The sequence below is a fragment of the Microtetraspora fusca genome, assembly GCF_001570365.1.
GTDB classification, from domain to species: domain Bacteria; phylum Actinomycetota; class Actinomycetes; order Streptosporangiales; family Streptosporangiaceae; genus Microtetraspora; species Microtetraspora fusca.
Genome location: NZ_BBYK01000055.1, coordinates 1 through 17,513, shown reverse-complemented (window position 1 = coordinate 17,513; position 17,513 = coordinate 1). Strand labels below are relative to the sequence as shown.

Annotated in this window: 20 protein-coding genes; 9 read left to right on the top strand and 11 right to left on the bottom strand. The window is 69.9% G+C overall.

Features of this window, described 5'->3' with window-relative positions; all coding sequences use genetic code 11:
- Positions 1-196 precede the first annotated feature (196 nt).
- From AWQ68_RS24310 to exaC, 3 genes are all read right to left on the bottom strand, one after another.
- Positions 197-2,311 (bottom strand): propionyl-CoA synthetase, encoded by a 2,115-nt coding sequence (locus AWQ68_RS24310; RefSeq protein ID WP_444543175.1) that lies wholly within the window; start codon positions 2,309-2,311, stop codon positions 197-199.
- A gap of 38 nt (positions 2,312-2,349) precedes the next feature.
- Positions 2,350-2,760 carry a DUF779 domain-containing protein gene (locus AWQ68_RS24305; protein WP_066944015.1) on the bottom strand — a complete coding sequence of 137 codons (411 nt, stop codon included), beginning with the start codon at positions 2,758-2,760 and terminating at the stop codon, positions 2,350-2,352.
- An 86-nt stretch (positions 2,761-2,846) separates the two neighbouring features.
- Entirely contained in the window at positions 2,847-4,370 is a 1,524-nt protein-coding gene (gene exaC / locus AWQ68_RS24300) for an acetaldehyde dehydrogenase ExaC (RefSeq protein WP_066944013.1), read from the bottom strand.
- 168 nt (positions 4,371-4,538) lie between these two features.
- On the opposite strand from exaC, the gene AWQ68_RS24295 reads away from it, so the two are divergent.
- Positions 4,539-6,191 (top strand): GAF domain-containing protein, encoded by a 1,653-nt coding sequence (locus AWQ68_RS24295; protein ID WP_218007007.1) that lies wholly within the window; start codon positions 4,539-4,541, stop codon positions 6,189-6,191.
- 192 nt (positions 6,192-6,383) lie between these two features.
- Here the strand turns inward: AWQ68_RS24295 and AWQ68_RS24290 are convergent, their stop codons facing one another.
- The 4 genes from AWQ68_RS24290 to AWQ68_RS24270 form a co-directional block, all read right to left on the bottom strand.
- Positions 6,384-6,608, bottom strand: a complete 225-nt coding sequence (locus tag AWQ68_RS24290) for a hypothetical protein (protein WP_066944011.1) — start codon at positions 6,606-6,608, stop codon at positions 6,384-6,386.
- A 328-nt stretch (positions 6,609-6,936) separates the two neighbouring features.
- Positions 6,937-7,701, bottom strand: a complete 765-nt coding sequence (locus AWQ68_RS24280; protein WP_066944007.1) for an NUDIX domain-containing protein — start codon at positions 7,699-7,701, stop codon at positions 6,937-6,939.
- The gene (locus AWQ68_RS24275; protein WP_218007006.1) at positions 7,698-8,075 is read right to left on the bottom strand and encodes a hypothetical protein; all 378 of its coding nucleotides are present in this window, start codon (positions 8,073-8,075) and stop codon (positions 7,698-7,700) included. The genes AWQ68_RS24280 and AWQ68_RS24275 overlap by 4 nt, the downstream gene beginning before the upstream one ends.
- Positions 8,076-8,122: 47 nt before the next feature.
- Positions 8,123-8,908, bottom strand: a complete 786-nt coding sequence (locus tag AWQ68_RS24270; protein ID WP_066944003.1) for a DeoR/GlpR family DNA-binding transcription regulator — start codon at positions 8,906-8,908, stop codon at positions 8,123-8,125.
- Positions 8,909-9,162: 254 nt separating this feature from the next.
- Between AWQ68_RS24270 and AWQ68_RS24265 the strand changes: the two genes are divergently transcribed.
- Positions 9,163-10,035: a metallophosphoesterase family protein gene (locus AWQ68_RS24265; protein ID WP_066944001.1), complete on the top strand. Its 873-nt coding sequence runs from the start codon at positions 9,163-9,165 to the stop codon at positions 10,033-10,035.
- Between the two features lie 48 nt (positions 10,036-10,083).
- On the opposite strand, the gene AWQ68_RS24260 is transcribed toward AWQ68_RS24265, so the two are convergent.
- Positions 10,084-10,692 carry a chloramphenicol phosphotransferase CPT family protein gene (locus tag AWQ68_RS24260; RefSeq protein WP_066944294.1) on the bottom strand — a complete coding sequence of 203 codons (609 nt, stop codon included), beginning with the start codon at positions 10,690-10,692 and terminating at the stop codon, positions 10,084-10,086.
- An 80-nt stretch (positions 10,693-10,772) separates the two neighbouring features.
- On the opposite strand from AWQ68_RS24260, the gene AWQ68_RS24255 reads away from it, so the two are divergent.
- Positions 10,773-10,955, top strand: coding sequence for a hypothetical protein (locus AWQ68_RS24255; protein WP_066943999.1), 183 nt, complete (start codon positions 10,773-10,775; stop codon positions 10,953-10,955).
- A 187-nt stretch (positions 10,956-11,142) separates the two neighbouring features.
- Here AWQ68_RS24255 and AWQ68_RS24250 read toward each other — a convergent pair whose 3' ends face one another.
- From AWQ68_RS24250 to AWQ68_RS24240, 3 genes are all read right to left on the bottom strand, one after another.
- Entirely contained in the window at positions 11,143-11,715 is a 573-nt protein-coding gene (locus AWQ68_RS24250) for a hypothetical protein (protein ID WP_218007005.1), read from the bottom strand.
- A gap of 34 nt (positions 11,716-11,749) precedes the next feature.
- The gene (locus AWQ68_RS45195) at positions 11,750-12,046 is read right to left on the bottom strand and encodes a response regulator transcription factor (protein ID WP_373281540.1); all 297 of its coding nucleotides are present in this window, start codon (positions 12,044-12,046) and stop codon (positions 11,750-11,752) included.
- Positions 12,047-12,385: 339 nt separating this feature from the next.
- Positions 12,386-12,595 (bottom strand): heavy-metal-associated domain-containing protein, encoded by a 210-nt coding sequence (locus AWQ68_RS24240; protein ID WP_066943993.1) that lies wholly within the window; start codon positions 12,593-12,595, stop codon positions 12,386-12,388.
- 147 nt (positions 12,596-12,742) lie between these two features.
- Between AWQ68_RS24240 and AWQ68_RS24235 the strand changes: the two genes are divergently transcribed.
- The 6 genes from AWQ68_RS24235 to AWQ68_RS24210 all read left to right on the top strand — a co-directional run.
- Positions 12,743-13,963, top strand: a complete 1,221-nt coding sequence (locus AWQ68_RS24235; RefSeq protein WP_066943991.1) for an NAD(P)/FAD-dependent oxidoreductase — start codon at positions 12,743-12,745, stop codon at positions 13,961-13,963.
- An 87-nt stretch (positions 13,964-14,050) separates the two neighbouring features.
- Complete coding sequence (locus AWQ68_RS24230) at positions 14,051-14,326, top strand: heavy-metal-associated domain-containing protein (protein WP_066943989.1); 276 nt, start codon at positions 14,051-14,053, stop codon at positions 14,324-14,326.
- A 185-nt stretch (positions 14,327-14,511) separates the two neighbouring features.
- A complete protein-coding gene (locus tag AWQ68_RS24225; RefSeq protein WP_066943987.1) occupies positions 14,512-15,939 on the top strand; it encodes an MFS transporter in 1,428 nt (475 codons plus the stop codon).
- Positions 15,940-16,044: 105 nt separating this feature from the next.
- Positions 16,045-16,326: a metal-sensitive transcriptional regulator gene (locus tag AWQ68_RS24220; RefSeq protein ID WP_066944293.1), complete on the top strand. Its 282-nt coding sequence runs from the start codon at positions 16,045-16,047 to the stop codon at positions 16,324-16,326.
- A 37-nt stretch (positions 16,327-16,363) separates the two neighbouring features.
- On the top strand, positions 16,364-16,573 hold the full coding sequence (locus tag AWQ68_RS24215) for a heavy-metal-associated domain-containing protein (protein WP_066943985.1): 210 nt from the start codon (positions 16,364-16,366) through the stop codon (positions 16,571-16,573).
- A partial coding sequence (locus AWQ68_RS24210) for a DUF8832 domain-containing protein (protein ID WP_066943983.1) occupies positions 16,573-17,513 on the top strand: 941 nt, incomplete at its 3' end. The genes AWQ68_RS24215 and AWQ68_RS24210, both read left to right, overlap by 1 nt.

Sequence of the window (17,513 nt, the reverse complement as noted above, 5' to 3'; positions counted from 1 at the left end):
ACGGAGTGACCCGCCTGAAGGCGGCGCCGGAGGCGCGGCGGGATCGGACGCAGTCTCAGGCAGGGGTGAACGCCTGTGCCCGGCTCGCCGCGCTTCGACCACCGAGACGAACAGCGCCATGAGTCCGTCTCGCACGCCCGGCACGCCGCTGCCTCCGATCCCGCCGCCCGGCTGACAATGCGGACGTACGGTCGCGTCACCCCCGGCGCAGGTGGGGGCGTAGCGCGTCCAGCACTCCCGGGTCCTCGATCGTCGAGGGCACGGGCTCGTCGTGGCCGTCGGCGATCGCGCGCATCGACTTGCGCAGGATCTTCCCGGAGCGGGTCTTCGGCAGGCCGTCCACGATCGTCACCTCCTTGAACGCGGCGACCGGGCCGATGTCGCGGCGCACCGCCGCGACGAGTTCGGCCTGGAGGGCCTCCGGCGCGATGTCCACGTCGGCCTTCAGCACGACGAAGCCGCGGGGCACCTGCCCCTTGAGCGAGTCGTGCACGCCGATCACCGCGCATTCGGCCACCGCCGGATGCGCGGCCAGCACGGCCTCCATGGAGCCGGTGGACAGGCGGTGCCCGGCCACGTTGATCACGTCGTCGGTCCGCCCCATGACGAACAGGTAGCCGTCGGAGTCGACGTAGCCGCCGTCGCCGGTCAGGTAGTAGCCGGGGTACTGGGACAGATACGACGACAGGTACCGTTCGTCGTCGCCCCACAGCGTCGGCAGCGTGCCGGGCGGCAGGGGCAGCTTGATGCAGATCGCGCCCTCGGCGTCCGGCGGCACCTCCTGCCCCGACGGGTCCAGGATCCGCACGTCGTAGCCGGGCACCGGCACGGTGGGAGAGCCGGGCTTGATCGGCATCGGCTCCAGGCCGCGGAGGTTCGCCGCGATCGCCCATCCGGTCTCGGTCTGCCACCAGTGGTCCACGACCGGCACGCCCAGCTTCTCCGAGGCCCACCGGTAGGTCTCCGGGTCGAGCCGCTCGCCGGCCAGGAAGAGGGTACGGAACGCCGACAGGTCGTACTTCGTCGCCTCGTGGCCCTGCGGGTCGACCTTCTTGATGGCCCGCACCGCGGTCGGGGCGGTGAACAGGGCCTTGGCGCCGTACTGGGAGACCACTCGCCAGAACGCGCCGGCGTCCGGCGTGCCCACCGGTTTGCCCTCATACAGGACCGTGGTCGCGCCGACCAGCAGCGGTCCGTACACGATGTACGAGTGGCCGACGACCCACCCGACGTCCGACGCGGTCCACCAGACGTCGCCGGGCCCGATGTCGTAGATGTTGGACATCGACCAGGTCAGCGCGACCGCGTGGCCGCCGTTGTCGCGTACCACGCCCTTCGGCTTACCGGTGGTGCCCGAGGTGTAGAGGATGTACAGCGGGTCGGTCGCCGCCACATCGACGCAGCCGACCGGCTCGGCCTCCGCCATCAGCTCGTCCCAGTCGACGTCGCGTTCGCCCATATGTGCCCGTGCGCGGTCGCGCTGGAACACGACGACCTTCTCCGGGGGGTTCGGCGTGGCCGCGATCGCCTCGTCCACGATCGGCTTGTACTCGACGACCCGGCTGGGCTCGACCCCGCAGGAGGCGCACACCAGCACCTTCGGCGCGGCGTCGTCGATCCGGGCGGCCAGCTCCTTCGGGGCGAACCCGCCGAACACCACCGAGTGCACCGCGCCCAGCCGCGCGCAGGCGAGCATCGCGATCACCGCCTCAGGCACCATCGGCATGTAGATCACCACACGGTCGCCCCGCTCGACGCCGAGCCCGCGCAGCGCCCCGGCGAACCGCGCCACCTGGTCGCGCAGCTCGGCATAGGTGTAGCGCGCGGACGCGCCGGTCACCGGCGAGTCGTAGAGCAGGGCGGGCCGATCCCCGTGCCCCGCGTCCACATGCCGGTCCAGCGCGTTGTGGCAGGTGTTCAGCTCCCCGTCCGGGAACCAGCGGTAGAACGGTTCGCGGTCGGCGTCCAGCGCGCGCCGAGGGCGGCGCGACCAGGTCACCGCCTCGGCCGCCGCGAGCCAGAAGGCTTCCGGATCTTTCATGCTCGCCGCGTAGGCGTCCTGGTAGTCACCCATCATCGATCCCGTCAGTGGTTCATAGCCGACGCATCGCTCCGTCGGCAGCCGGGGGTAGCGCGGCAGGCGGGCGTCCCAGGAGGCCCGCCCGCAACGCAGGTACGCAGTGCCTCGCCGGGTCTCGTTGACCAGGCGATGTCGGCAGACGCCGCAGAGGCCGGGCGCGGCGCCGAGCTTCGGCCACACCTCGTCGCCCGGTCGTACGCGGTCCGGAGGCAGGCCGGGCGTGTCACGCACGCCTCCTTCGCCGGACGGGGCAAGCGGGCCGGACACGCTCACCCCTCGCCGGCCGGGACGGGCCGCTCCTTGTGGCCGTCCAGTTCGGCGAGCTCCTGGTCGGTGAGCAGCCGCGAGCGGATCAGGAAACGCACGCCCTCCGGGGCCTCCAGCGAGAAGCCGCTCCCTCGGCCCGGCACCACGTCGATGGTGAGGTGGGTGTGCTTCCAGTACTCGAACTGCGACGCGGACATCCACACCGGGATCGGCTCGCCGACGCCGTCCACCCGGAGATCTCCGAGGCGTACGTCCGCGTTCCCGGTGCGGAACTCTCCGGCCGGGTAGCACATGGGGGAGCTGCCGTCGCAGCATCCCCCCGACTGGTGGAACATCAACGGGCCGTGCCTGCCGGCGAGGCGGCGCAGCAGGCCGGCCGCGTCGGCGGTGACGTCCACCCGGTTGACTGCCATGGGTGAGGCTCCCTGCTTCGGGGGTGGCCGGTACGCGAGGGGCGGCTGGGAAACCCCGGCGTGCCCCTCGCGCACGGGCCGCTCGATCAGAAGAATCCCTGGGCGTTTTGAGAGTATGACACCAGGATGTTCTTCGTCTGCTGGTAGTGGTCGAGCATCATCTTGTGGTTCTCGCGGCCGATGCCCGACTGCTTGTATCCGCCGAACGCGGCGTGCGCCGGGTACGCGTGGTAGCAGTTCGTCCACACCCGGCCCGCCTGGATGTCCCGGCCGGCCCGGTACGCGGTGTTGCCGTCCCGCGACCACACCCCGGCGCCCAGGCCGTAAAGGGTGTCGTTGGCGACCTTGATGGCGTCGTCGTAGTCGTCGAACCTCGTCACCGAGACCACCGGCCCGAAGATCTCCTCCTGGAAGATGCGCATCTTGTTGTCGCCCTCGAACACCGTGGGCTGGACGTAGTAGCCGCCGGACAGGTCGCCGCCGAGGTCGACCCGCTCACCGCCGGTGAGGATCTTCGCGCCTTCCTTCTTACCGATGTCGATGTAGGAGAGGATCTTCTCCAGCTGGTCGTTGGACGCCTGGGCGCCGATCATGGTGTCGGTGTCCAGCGGGTTGCCCTGCTTGATCTTCTTCACCCGCTCCACCGCGTCGGCCAGGAACGACGAGTAGATGGACGACTGGATCAGCGCACGGGACGGGCAGGTGCACACCTCACCCTGGTTCAGCGCGAACATCGCGAAGCCCTCCTGCGCCTTGTCGTAGAAGGCGTCCCGCGCGTCCGCGACGTCGGCGAAGAAGATGTTCGGGCTCTTGCCGCCCAGTTCGAGGGTGACCGGGACGATGTTCTCGCTGGCGTACTGCATGATGAGCCGCCCGGTGGTGGTCTCCCCGGTGAACGCCACCTTCCGGATCCCGCTGTGCTGCGCGAGCGGCTTGCCCGCCTCCACGCCGAAGCCGTTCACCACGTTGAGGACGCCGGCCGGGATCAGGTCGGCGATCAGCTCGAGCAGCACGTGGATCGACGCCGGGGTCTGCTCGGCCGGCTTGAGCACCACGGCATTGCCCGCGGCCAGCGCCGGGGCCAGCTTCCAGGTGGCCATCAGGATCGGGAAGTTCCACGGGATGATCTGCCCGACCACGCCGAGCGGCTCATGGAAGTGGTACGCGACGGTGTCGGCGTCGAGCTGCGAGATGCCGCCCTCCTGGGCCCGGATCGCTCCGGCGAAGTAGCGGAAGTGGTCGATGGCCAGCGGGATGTCGGCGGCCAGGGTCTCCCGTACCGGCTTGCCGTTCTCCCAGGACTCGGCGACGGCGATGGCCTCCAGGTTCTGCTCGATCCTGTCGGCGATCTTGTTCAGCACCTCGGCGCGCTCCGCCGGAGAGGTGCGGCCCCACGCGACCGCGGCGCCCTCGGCGGCGCGTACGGCCCGATCGACGTCCTCGGCGGTTCCCCGGGCGACCTCGGTGAACGTCGCACCCGTGACCGGAGTGGGGTTCGCAAAATATTCACCACCGGCCGGCGGCACGTACTCCCCACCGATGAAGTGGTCATAACGTGGCCGAAACGCGACCACGCTGCCCGAATCTCCTGGCGCCGCATATGTTGCCATGTGTTCGCCCTCCTGGGTCCTGGACCGACGAGATGCGGCAAAAAGTAAAAGTTTCGACGTTGCACCGCCGTTGCAGAGGCGTGAACGGGGGATATGCCGCCCTTGTCGGTGACGGAACGGCAAGGCATGCTGCTGTGAGCAAGACCACGTACGGGGGCGCTCGCTCGGGTGGACGCAACCGCCCTCGCCGACGTCGCCGCGGAGTGCACCTTGGACGCTGAGATCGAGAAGGCCGCGACCACCGTGGATGTGGCATCCGATCCGGCCGCGCAGTTCTCCGTGTTGCAGCAGGTCCGCGAGGCCATGCTGAGCGGGGACCGGCCGCGGGTGGCGCCGCGCTCGGTGATCCTGGATTCCTGGCGGCGCTCCCTCGCGGCGCGGGTCGATCCGGAGCATTTCCGCCCGCCGGTGGTGTACAAGCCGGAGGACGTACCGGACGTGCGCTCCGCGCATCCGCTGCGCGACGTGCTGCCCCTGCTCCGCGAACTGCTCGTCAGCATCGCCGACGAGTCGTCGTACGTCATGATCGTCACGGACGCGGACGGCACCATCCTGTGGCGGGAGGGGCCCGCCGGGCTGTGCCGCATCGCCGACCCGGTGGGGTTGTGCGAGGGCGCGGGCTGGGCGGAGGGGGCCATCGGGACCAACGCGATGGGCACCGCCCTCGCCGTCGACGCCCCGGTGCAGATCTACTCCGCCGAGCATCTGGTGCGCACCTATCACCCGTGGACCTGCGCCGCCGCGCCCGTCCACGACCCGGACAGCGGACGCGCGCTCGGCGTGATCGACATCAGCGGGCTGCTGCACGAGCTGCACCCCGCCGTCGTCACCCTGGTCTCCGCCAGCGCGCGGCTCGCGGAGAGCCATCTACGCAGGCAGATGGAGATGCGGGACGAGCGGTTGCGGGTGAGGCACCTGCCCCGCCTGATCGGACTGCGCGGCGAGCCGGGCGCGCTGGTCACCGCGACGGGGCGGGTGATCGCCGCGGAGCCGTTCGGCGGGCCGTGGCCCGAGCGGCTGGCGATACGGCCCGGCAGCGACCGGGTGCTGCTCGCGGACGGCCGCGAGGCCCTGGTCGAGACGTTGCCCGAGGGCTACCTGATCCGCCTGCCGCGGTCGGCCACGGCGTCGCGGCGTCCCGTACTGTCGCTGTCTTTCCTGGGAGATCGGCCGGCCGCGGTGCTGGACGGCCGGGAACTGCCGCTCACCCTGCGGCGCGCCGAGCTGCTCGCGCTGCTCGCGCTGCGCCCCGCCGGGCTGACCGCCGAGCAGCTCGCCCTGCAGCTCTACGGCGACGACGGCAACCCGACAACCGTGCGCGCCGAGATCCACCGGCTCCGGGCCCAGCTCGGCGAGGCCGCCATGACGGCCAAGCCGTACCGGCTGCGGGCCGAGGTCGAAGCCGACTTCCTGACCGTGCGCGACGCGCTGCGTGCGGGCGACATCCGCGCCGCGGTGGCGGCGGCGCACGCCCCGCTGCTCGCCCGGTCGGAGGCGCCGGCGATCAGGGCCGAGCGCGACCAGCTCGTCACGGCGCTGCGGTCCGCGGTCCTCGACACCCAGGACCACGAGGCGCTGTGGACGTTCGGGCAGAGCGAGCCCGGCAGCGAGGACATCGAAGTGTTCGAGCACCTCGTCGCGGAGTTGCCCGCTCGCGATCCGCGTCAGGCGGTCGCCGCGGCCAGGCTCGCATGGCTGCTCACGGAGGACGAGGACACGCCCGCGACCAACCGTCACGCGGGGTCGCGGAGAGCCCGGACCCGCCCAACGATCCGCCCGTCCACGGGCCGGTCGGCGTGCTCGTCGGACCGGAGGCGATGATCGTCACCCTCTCGGCCGAAAGCACGGCCACGGTGGTTGCCTCCTCCTTCCGGGGCTCGACCGCGCGCCTATGCGCCCGGCGTGACCGTGACTGCCGCCCTCGTCGGCCGCCCGGTTCTGGTGTCGTCACCGCGAGAGTCACAGACGCCGTGAACCCGGCCGGCCGAGCGAGGGTGCGTACCTCCCCCGGGCTCAGCCGGTACGTGACGCGGCGAGGCGGCGGAGGGCCTGGGCGGCAGCCCACTGGCCGGTGTTGACGACGCTGTCGGTGAAGGGCAGCCCCAGATAGTCGCCTGCCAAGATCACACGCGGTGCGGCTGCGGCGACCGACTCCCGGTACGCGGCGACGCGGGCGGCCTGGCCGACGGGCGTCCAGGGCAGCGCGGCGCTCCAGCGGTGAACGGTGGCGCCCGTCACATGGGCACGCCGTGGGCCAGGCCCGCGCCGACCACCACGACGCCGGTGGCGAGCGTCCCCCCGATCATGACCCACCTGCGGTCTCGGCCCTGGAAGAAAGCCGGCTGGCGCTCTCGACGCCGGCCGAGGTCCGGGCCATGACGGTGGCGTCGTTCGTGGGCCGGTGCCGGTCCGTCGCCGCGGCGGCTGGCCGCCGGTGTCGCCGATCACGCTGGGTGACGGTCTCGAAGGTGCTCGCGGTTCCCTCCCCCCACCAGATCGACCACGTGGGCCGGTCCGCGACGTCGGTACGGATCTGAGCCAACCTGAGTTTCGTGGAAACCGTGAGTCATGCCACGCACTCCCCGGCCGATGTCCCTGAGCTGCCATTCCTCTCGCGCTGAGGATCAACCCGCGGCCGCTCCTCTTCGGCCGCCACCGGGAAGAGACCATCCCTGGGAGGGCGGAAGGGGCCGTCGAGGGCGGCCCATTGGAGCAGCATGATGGTCTTGGCGTCAACGATCTCGCCTGCGCGGATCATGCCGAGCGCATCGGCGAAGGGGAGTTCCACAGTGGTGATGTCCTCCCCTTCGGCGGCGATGCCGCCCACATTTGCGGTGAGCGCCGAGGGGTCGTAGGGCGCGGCGAAGAAGTGCAGGCGCTCGGTGACCGAGCCGGGGCTCATGTAGACGTCAAAGACGCGCTGCGCTGTGCCGATGTTGTGTCCGGTCTCCTCGGCGGCTTCCCTGCGGATCGCTTGCTCCGGGTCGTCTCCGTCCAACAGTCCGGCCGCGGTTTCCAGCAGCATGCCGTCAGGATGTCCGTTGACGTAGGCGGGGAGGCGGAACTGTCGCGTCAGCAGGACGGTTTCACGGTCGGTGTTGTAGAGCAGGATGGTCGCGCCGTCGCCGCGGTCGTAGGTCTCGCGCTGCTCGCGGCTCCAGTGCCCGTCGCCGTGCTCGTAGTCGAAGGTGGTCTTGCGCAGGATGTACCAGTCGCAGGAGAGCACCTCCACATCACGGATGCGGACGTGGGGGTTGCCGGTCAGGTTGCGCCCGTGCTGGTCCAGGTTGGTGCGTCCGCGGCGGTCGGGTGTGTCGATGCCCGCGGTCATCGGGCGGCCGGTATGTCGGCGAGGCTGGTATAGACGTCCTTGCCTTGGGCGCGGGCCTGGGTCACCATGCGGTCCGCGCCGGCGGAGGGGCCGCCGATGCGCAGCACCGCGTCGCATCGGGTGAGCAGTCGCTCGGCGATCGGGTGGAAGATCTCCTGGAAGAGGGGGTCGCCGGGGCGCGTGCTGCCTGCCGTGTCAAGGAGTGGCAAGGCGAGGGCTTCGCCGGTGACGGGCAGATGTCCGGCGCGGAAGAGGGCGAGAGCGGTCTGGTTCATCGCTCGGACGTTGGCCTCCAGCAGGGCGGGGTCGTCGCCGGTTCCCGACCGGTAGGGGCCGGCAACGAGGATCATCAGCGGGCGTGGTGTGGTGGTCACGAGGCGCAACTCCCTTTGGGGGCAAGGCGGTTCAGGGGCCGGAGTGGTCAGGCGAGAAGGGTCTCGACGCCCGCGTCGCGCAGGGCGTCCAGGGTCTGCGGGCCGCTGGGGTGGGTGGCGGTGTCCGCTGCGGCCGTGTCGGTGACGAAGCGGTGCACAGCGTTGAGGGGGGCGACCTGGCTGAATGCGCGCACGCCGAGCTTGGTCGCGTCCGCGACCGCGATCGTTTGGGCGGCTTGGCGGAGTCCGGCCTGCTTGACGGCCGCGTCGTCCAGTGAGAACTCCGACCAGCCGTGCTCGGCGTGCACGCCGCCGATGGACATCACGAAGCAGTCGAACGCCAGGGACTCCAGCGTGCGCAGCGCCAGCGGCCCGACGAGGGAGCGCTCGCCCGGACGGGAGCGGCCCCCGGCGACCAGCAGTTCGATCCCGGGCCGGTCGGCCAGGCGCGTCGCGGCCTGCAGACTGAGCACCGCGACGGTCAGGGGGGCCCGCGCGGCCAGATGCTCCGCGACGTGAACCGTGGTAGTTCCGGCGTCCAGCAGCACTCGCGACCCCGGCTCCACGAGCTTGGCCACGGCCGCCGCGAGGCGATCCTTCGTAGCGGCCTGCCACCCCTCCCGTGCGGAGAACCCGGCTTCTTCCTCACGCGCGCGGGTGGAGACGGCGCCACCGTGCACCCTGCGGACCAGACCCTGACGTTCCAGCGCGTCCAAGTCCCTGCGCACGGTCATCTCGGACACGCCCAGGCGATGGGAGAGCTCTGACACGGACGCACGGCCGGAGCCCTGCACCAGCCGCAGGGTCAGGTCCAGACGATTGGCGACACCCATGGGTCCTGTTTCTAACACATCAATGTTTGAATGAACATCTATTTGAGCGAACCGTTGCCGCCCCGATCGCTGGCGTCGAGCACCATGGATACGGCAGCTGTAGATCGTGAGTACTCCAGCCGTAGTTCTTGATCATGTCTCGTTGACGGCCTGTCGCAGGTAATGGCTGATCTGGATGCGACTTCCGGCGTGAACGGTGGTCGCTTAACGCGATATATCGATCGATTGGCTCATTCATGCCTAGGATCCTCACCATGATCTCCTCGCCGAGGTTGCTCGCCATCAGCGATCTGCACGTGCGTTACCCGGAGAACCGCGAGATCGTCGAGCGGCTGCGGCCGGAGCACGACGGAGACTGGCTGCTGGTCGCCGGCGACGTGGGCGAGTTCATGGCCGACATCGAGTGGGCGCTGCGCCTGCTCAGCGAGCGCTTCGCCAAGGTGGTGTGGGTGCCCGGCAACCACGAACTGTGGACGCCGGCGGACGACCCCGTGACCTTACGGGGTGAGGCGCGCTATCGGCACATCGTGGAGCTCTGCCGCTCCCTCGGCGTGGTCACCCCGGAGGACGCCTACCCGGTGTGGCGCGGCGCGGGCGGCCCGGTCACCGTCGCCCCGCTGTTCATCGGGTACGACTACACCTTCCGGCCGCACGGCGCCACCACCATGGCGCAGGCGCTGGACCGCGCCGACGACGCCGGTGTCATGTGTACCGACGAAATGCTGCTGCGCCCGGACCCGTACCCGAGCAGAGAGGCGTGGTGCGCCGCCCGCATCGTGGAAAGCGAACGCCGGTTGTCCGGCCGCGACCCGGCGCTCGCCACCGTCCTGGTCAACCACTATCCGCTGGTCCGGGATCCGACCTTCGTGCTCAGGTATCCGGAGTTCGCCCTCTGGTGCGGCACCGAGCGCACCGCCGAGTGGCATCTGCGGTTCAACGCCGCCGTCATGGTCTACGGCCACCTGCACATCCCGCGCAGCACCTGCTACGACGGGGTGCCGTTCGAGGAGGTGTCCCTCGGCTACCCGAGGGAGTGGGGCCACCGGGCGGGGCCGCCGCCCCGCCCACGTGCCGTCCTGCCCCCAGAGACGCAGGCCCCGCCCCTGAAAACGGCGGCAGATGAGTGAGCGTGGTTGACCGATATGGCGGACGAGCCGACGTAGGACACTCCGCGATCAGCCGGGAGCCGGGGCCTCCTTGCCGGAGGCGTCGAAGGAGGTCAGCACCCCTCGGGTGCCCCTTGAGCGCCAGGCGGTTGCTACCGACCGCACAAGTACGGGTGATACGCCCTCCGTGGTGTCCACCTCGTAGTCGTACGGTCCGAACGTATGTATGCCGTTGATTTCGACGTGTTCACGGCCCTCGCCGATGCGGCGATCCCCGCGCTCGCGTTCTCTCCGGTCGACCTCCGCGAGATCACAATGCACTCCGACGAGGAAAACGTCGAAGTCGGCCAGTAGGTGGGCCAGATATTCGCGCCACGTCCGGAATTCGATGACGTGCTCCACGATCAGATCGTTTCCTGCGCTTGCCAGGGCCGGCAGGCAGTGGTGAAACCCTTGGAAGAAGCGGGGCCTCATCTCATTCCACCAGGAGAAGCGCCCCTCGCTCTCGCGCCGTTCCGGCAGCATGCCACTCGCCACGAACTGGTCGGAAGAGACGTGAAGAAACGGCTCATCGAGTGACCGCTGGAGTGTCTTGGCCAGAGTTGATTTCCCGGAGCTGGACGCTCCGTTCAGCATGATGATGCGGCCTCGGCCGCGATTCGGCGGGATGGGTTCCATGTCCACACGATGGCAGAGCTTCGGAACCCTTCAGAGCAGGCGCCCATGTCAGCTCCGTTTTCTCTTCCTGGGGTGTCGCCTTGTTGCTCGTCGTGGTGCCGGGCGCGGACTGGGCGTTCACTCTCAGCGCGGGACTCCGCGGGCGGTCGGTGGTCCTTCCTGTGGGGGGGCTCGTGCTCGGCCACGCGGCCATTACTCTCATCGTCGCGGCGGACAAGTCCTGCGACCTGCTCGGGACGCCGAAGCGGTGCGGTCCGGCCTGACGACCTTGTGATGTGCCGTGTCGACGGGGCCGGCGACGAGTCCCCGGAAGAGCGGCCCCTGATCCTGCCGCGCAACGAGTGTGGGGCAGGCAGGGGCAACCGGCCACGAGCGCTGGACGCCTCTCCTGGCCCGCATCCGGCAGGAGGAGCGCTGAACCGGATGGGGCCAGAACGACGCCCATGCTGCTTAGGCCGTTCGAGCTGTCACCGCACGCCAGCCAAAGGCGACGCTGCCGGTCAGCAGCACTACTCCGGACAGGACCCCGCTGACGAACGGCACCCAGACGACGGCGGTCGTCGAGGCCAGGACAAGACCGGCCGCGCCCAGCACGGTGAGGAGCACACCGGGTACGGCGATGCCCCATTCTTTCCAGATCGGCGCAAGCGCGATGAAGTGAACGCCGACCACCAACGCCACCCAGGCCACGTTGCCCTCTTCGGGACGCCCCCATATCGCCAGCATCCTGATCCCGCCGAAGAGAAGGATCACCTCGGCGGCGACGACGACCAGGTATCCACGGCTAAACATGTTCTGCTGCACTCCGTCGGCGGATCGCTCCCTCCGGGCGGAGACGAACCACATGGCCAGAACACCTGCGGCTGCCAGGCAGGCAGCCACTTTCAGAAGAATCACGGCCACGGGATTTAGTGGGCTCTGTGCGTTGACGACAACGAAAACTGCGCCGAAGACCGCACCGATCAGCAATCCAGTCATTTTCTGCATGCCGTTTATTGAACCGGGCGCCGGATCGTCGAGCAATGGGCGGCAAGATGAGGAAAAGGTAGGCCTGGCACTACCTCGCGGTGCCCCGCAGATGGGCGAGCACGGCCGGCACCCGCCGGTTGTCATCCTCGGTCGCCGGTAGCTCAAGCTTGGCGAACACGCTGGCCACATGCTTCCCGACAGCCGCCTCAGTGATCGACAGCGCGCGGGCCACCGCGCTGTTGGAGCGCCCTTCGGCAATGAGTCCGAGCACCTCGCGCTCACGCGCGGTCAACCGCTGCACCGGCTCGGCGACATCCCTGGCCCTGCTCCAGATGTGCTCGAACAGGTCGACAAGAGTGGTGATCAGGCCCGGCTGCCTGATCATCCGGATCACCCCGCCGCCTCGTATAACCGGCGATCGGACGCTTTCCATGATGCGGCCTGCTGGGACGTCCGGCGTTCTATCCCGCTTCGGAAGCTCAAGTAACCGTGCCTGACCTGGGCCTTCGCTCTTGGATCGGGTGACCGGAATCCGACTGAAACGAGCCGCCGACCTGCCTGGCGAAGCGTCCCGCCGCCACCGCCTTGGGCGTCGGCGTGCCTCCTACCTCGTCGGCTGAGCATGTGGCGAGCGCCTGGGAGCAGTTGACGCTGTCACGGGCACGGCCGAGCCGAGGCGGGGATTCCCGCCTCGGCTCGGCCGTCGGTTGCCGGTATGGCGCGCTCAGTTGGCGGCGACTTCGTAGCCCGCCTCTTCGACGGCGTCCCGCACGAGGGCCTCGTCCAGCGGGCCGTCGCTCGTCACGGTCACCTTGCCGGTCGCCAGCTCGACCTCGACCCCGGTGACTCCGGTGACCTTACCGATCTCGGACGTCACCGTGCCCACGCAGTGGCCGCAGGTCATGCCGGTGACGGTGTACGTGCTGACGCTCATGTCGCTCCTTCGCAAATACCCCGGGTGGGTAACGTCCAGGGAAAGATAGTCATGCGGGTGGCCGAACCGCAAGCCATACCCCCCATGGGTAAATTGAGATCCACATCACATCGTCAGTCATACCCTGCCCCAGTATGGTTCGGCGTCATGGCAGACATCAGCAGAATCGCGGTCGTCGGCGCGTCACTTGCCGGATTGCGCGCCGTGCAGACCCTGCGCAGCGAGGGATTCGCCGGTGACATCACCCTGATCGGCGAGGAGGCGCACCGGCCGTACAACCGTCCGCCACTCTCGAAGAGCGTGCTGCGCGGCGACGACGACGTGACCCTTCCCGGCGCCGAGGAAATCGGCGGAGAGTGGCTCCGGAACCGGCGGGCCGTACGGCTGCGCCTCGACGGCGCGGGAGGCGGAGCGGGGGCCGCCGCTGCGGGCGCCGGGGGTGGCTCCGTAACTCTGGACGACGGCGCGGAGATCCCGTTCGACGGCCTGGTCATCGCGACCGGCGCCAGACCGCGGAGGCTCGCCGAACGGCCCGGGGGAGTCCACGAACTGCGCACGATCGACGACGCGCTGGCGCTGCGCGCCGACCTTGCCGGGCACCGGAACCTGGTCATCGTCGGCGGAGGATTCATCGGCGGTGAGATCGCCTCGACGGCCAGGGCGCTCGGCCTGACCGTGACGCTCATCGACGCCGGGCCCTACCCGATGCACCGCGTCCTCGGGACGGACTCGGCGCGCTGGCTGGCCGCCCACCACCGGAAGAACGGTGTCGAGTTGATCTCCGGCGTCCGGGTGGCCGGTTTCGAGGGGGGCGGCCGGGTGACCGGCGTACGACTCGAAGGCGGGCGGTCGATCCCGGCCGACCTCGTCGTCGCGGGCATGGGCATCGTGCCCAACGTCGAGTGGTTGGAAGGCAGCGGTCTCGCGCTCGACGACGGAGTGGTCTGCACGCCGTCGCTGTTCGCCGAGGGGACGTCGACCATCGTCGCGGCCGGTGACGTCGCGCGCTGGCGGCACGAGTTGTACGGGGGTGCGCTCGTGCGTGTGGAGCACTGGGCCAACGCCAACGGCCAGGGGGCGGTCGCCGCGCGCAACCTCCTTGCCGGCCCCGAGAGCGCCGTGCCGTATGCGGACGTGCCCTCGTTCGGGACGCACGCGCATGGGGCGCGGATCCAGACCGCCGGTCTGCCACACCTCGCCGACGAGGCGCGAACGGTGCACGGTGCGCCGGAAGAGGACAGCTTCGCCGTGGCCTTCCTCAGGAGTGGTGTCCTCGTGGGCGCCGTCGGCGTGAACGCTCCGAAGGAGCTGAACCGGCTGAAGCGCGGGATAGCCGCCGGGGATGTGCTCGAGGTCGCCGCATCGTGACCCGCACCACTTGAGAAACCCCTTGGGGGTATGTTACGTTCTCGTCGCTGGATACCCCCCATGGGTATTCGCCAAGGAGGGAAGCTCATGTCCACGGCATGTTCCTGCTGTAGCGGAGAGGCCGCTGCCACGACCGTGGCGATCGGCGACGACGCCACGCGGGTCTATTCGGTCAGCGGTATGACCTGCGGTCATTGCGTCTCGTCGGTCTCCGGTGAGATCGGCAAGGTCGCCGGGGTGACCGGCGTGGCCGTCGATCTGGCGACCGGCGCCGTCACCGTCAGCGGGGCGGGCTTCTCCGACGAGGAGATCCGCGCCGCGGTGGAGGAGGCCGGCTACGAGCCGGCCGGGACGCCGGCCTAGCGAAGGCCACGCGGAAAGCCCTCGAGGGACCGCGAAGTAGTGGCCCGTCGGGAGCCGGGAGAACGTCCCGGGACGTAAGGGGTGGGCGTGCATTGCCGTGCACGCCCACCTGGGGGCCGGTCGGACTCGTCATCACACCCAATCCCCGTTTCGCATCCTATGGTGCGAAGAACCAGGAGACAGGCATGAATGCCGTCAATCCCCGCAGGTGGCAGGCGCTGATCGTGCTCGCCGCCGCGCAGTTCATGGTCATCATGGACACCTCGATCATCGGAGTCGCCTTACCGGACATGCAGCGCGACCTCGGCTTCTCCCAGGGCGACCTGCAGTGGGTCTTCAACGCCTACGTCGTCGCCTTCGGCGGGCTGCTGCTGCTCGGCGGGCGGCTTTCCGACCTGCTCGGCGCGCGCAAGGTGTTCACCGCAGGCTGGGTCGTACTGATCGCCGGATCCGTCGTCGCGGCGGTGGCGAGCAGCCCGGCGGTGGAGATCATCGGCCGGGCGGTGCAGGGCGTGGGCGGCGCGCTCATCGCGCCCGCCGCGATGACCCTGCTCATGATGCTCTTCGGGCACGACCAGCGCGAACTCGGCAAGGCCATGGCCCTGTACGGCGCGGCCGCCCCGGCGGGCGGCACCGCGGGCGTCTTCCTCGGCGGCGTCATCACCGAATACCTGAGCTGGCCGTGGGTGTTCATCGTCTACGTCCCGATCGGCCTGGCCACGCTGGCCGCGGTGCCCGCGCTGCTTCCGGCCGTCCGGGGCAGGCGCGGATCGGTCGACCTGCTGGGCGCGGTCGCGGTCACCGCCGGCATCGCCCTCGCCGTGTTCGCGATCGTCCGGGCACCCGAGCAGAGCGGCGGCGCCACCGCCGCCCAGGCCGTCGGAGCCGTGGCGCTGCTGGCGCTGTTCCTCGTCGTCCAGCGGTCGGTCCGTGAGCCGCTCATGCCGCTGCGGATCTGGCGCACCCCCGGGCTCGCCACGGCCAACCTGGCGATGGCGCTGCTCGGTGCCGCCTGGATCCCGATGTGGTACTTCCTCAACCTCTACCTGCAGCAGGTTCTGGGATACGGGGCGTTCCCGAGCGGTGCGGCGCTGGTCCCGATGACCGTCGCGATCATGATCTTCATGATCGGCATCACCGCCCGGCTGCTCGGCCGGTTCGGGGCCAAGCCGCTCATCGTGATCGGCCTGCTCGTCCTGGCCGCGGGCGTCGGGGGGCTGTCCCTGGTCCGGCCCGACGGCTCCTTCGCCGCCGACGTGCTGCCCGCCTCGCTGGTGGCGGCGGTCGGCATGTCGCTGGCCTACATTCCGGCCATGATGTCGGCGATGTCCGGCGCCCGGCCGGAGGAGAGCGGCCTCGCCTCGGGCATCGTCAACACCACCTACCAGGTGGGCTCGGCGCTCGGTCTGGCGGTCATGACCGCGATCGCCACGTCGCAGGGGGCGGCCGAGCTGGGAAACCTGCCCAGGATGACCGACGGCTTCCAGGCCGCCTTCGTCGGCGCGGGCGCGGTGGCCGTGCTCGGCGCTCTGCTCTCCCTCCTGCTGATGCGCGGCCGGAAGGCCGCCGCCGTGAAGAGCGGGGAGCGGGAGGCGTCGTCGCTCGGGGCGTGACGTGGGGACCAGGCGCGCTTCATCCGGAGCGCGCCCGGGTACCGGAGGAATACCCTAGGGGGGTATGGTGTTAGCATGGTCAGCCTGAGCGAGAGGAGCGGGGAGATGGCTGGATACAGCGACACCAGGCAGGAGCACCTCCGGCGGCTGCGCCGCATCGAGGGGCAGGTCCGGGGTCTGCAGCGGATGGTCGAAGAGGACAAATACTGCATCGACATCCTCACCCAGGTGTCGGCGGCCAGCCGGGCCCTGCAGTCCTTCGCCCTCGCCCTCCTGGACGAGCACATGGCCCACTGCGTGGCCGACGCCACGGCGAAGGGCGGTGCGGAGGCGGACGCCAAGATCAAGGAAGCCTCCGACGCCATCGCCCGCCTGGTCCGTTCCTGAACTTCACCGACATTCACGAATGACAGGAGTGATCGTTATGACCACCACCACCTACACCGTCAAGGGCATGACCTGCGGCCACTGCGTCAGCTCGGTCAAGGAAGAGGTCGGAGAGGTCGCCGGCGTCACGGGCGTCGAGGTGGACCTCGCCACCGGCCTGGTGACAGTCGAAAGCGAGGGCCCCGTCGACGCTGCCACGATCACGGCAGCGGTCGAAGAGGCCGGATACGAAGTGGTGGATCGATGATGAACACCCCCGCCAAGCTCGGAGCCTACGCCCTTGGACTCGCGGTGGTCTTCGGCGCGACGTTCGGGGTCGGCACCGCCGTCGGCGGCGTCGGTACCCCGCCGGCCCCCAAGGGGCACACCGCACACGGCGACTCCGGCGGTGTCCCCACCGCCTCCGGTCAGGCAACTCCCGCCGACACGGCGGCCATTCCAGGAGGGCTTCAGGTGTCCCAGAACGGCTACACGCTCACCCCACTGACCACGACGGTCGAGCCGGGCAAGAACACGGAATTCCGGTTCGCGGTGACCGGCCCGGACGGCAAGCCGGTCACCGGCTACCAGGTGCAGCACGAAAAGAAGCTGCACTTCATCCTGGTCTCCCGGGACCTCTCCCACTTCCAGCACCTGCACCCGGCCGAGGCCGGCGATGGTGTGTGGTCGGTGCCGCTGACCCTCCCCGCGGCCGGCGCGTACCGGATGTTCGCCGACTTCGCCCCCGAAGGCGGCACCGGCATGACTCTCGGCGCCGACCTGTACGCCGCCGGCGACTACGCGCCGAAGGCCCTGCCGGGCGTGAGCCGTACCGCGACGGTGGACGGATACACCGTCACCCTCGACGGCGATCTGGTCCCCGGGCGGGCGAGCCGGATCACGCTCAAGGTCAGCAAGGACGGCAAGCCGGTCACCGACCTGCAGCCCTACCTCGGCGCCTACGGGCACTTGGTGGCGCTGCGGGGAGGTGACTTGGCCTACCTGCACGTCCACCCCGACGGTGAGCCGGGCGACGGCACGACCCAGCCGGGCCCGGAGATCGTCTTCTACGCCGAGGCGCCCAGCCGTGGTGACTACCGGCTGTTCCTGGACTTCCAGCATGACGGCACGGTCCGCACCGCGGACTTCACCCTCCACGCGGACGGCGCGGCGGCGGCCGGCGAGCACGGCGGCCACGAGGAGTCCGG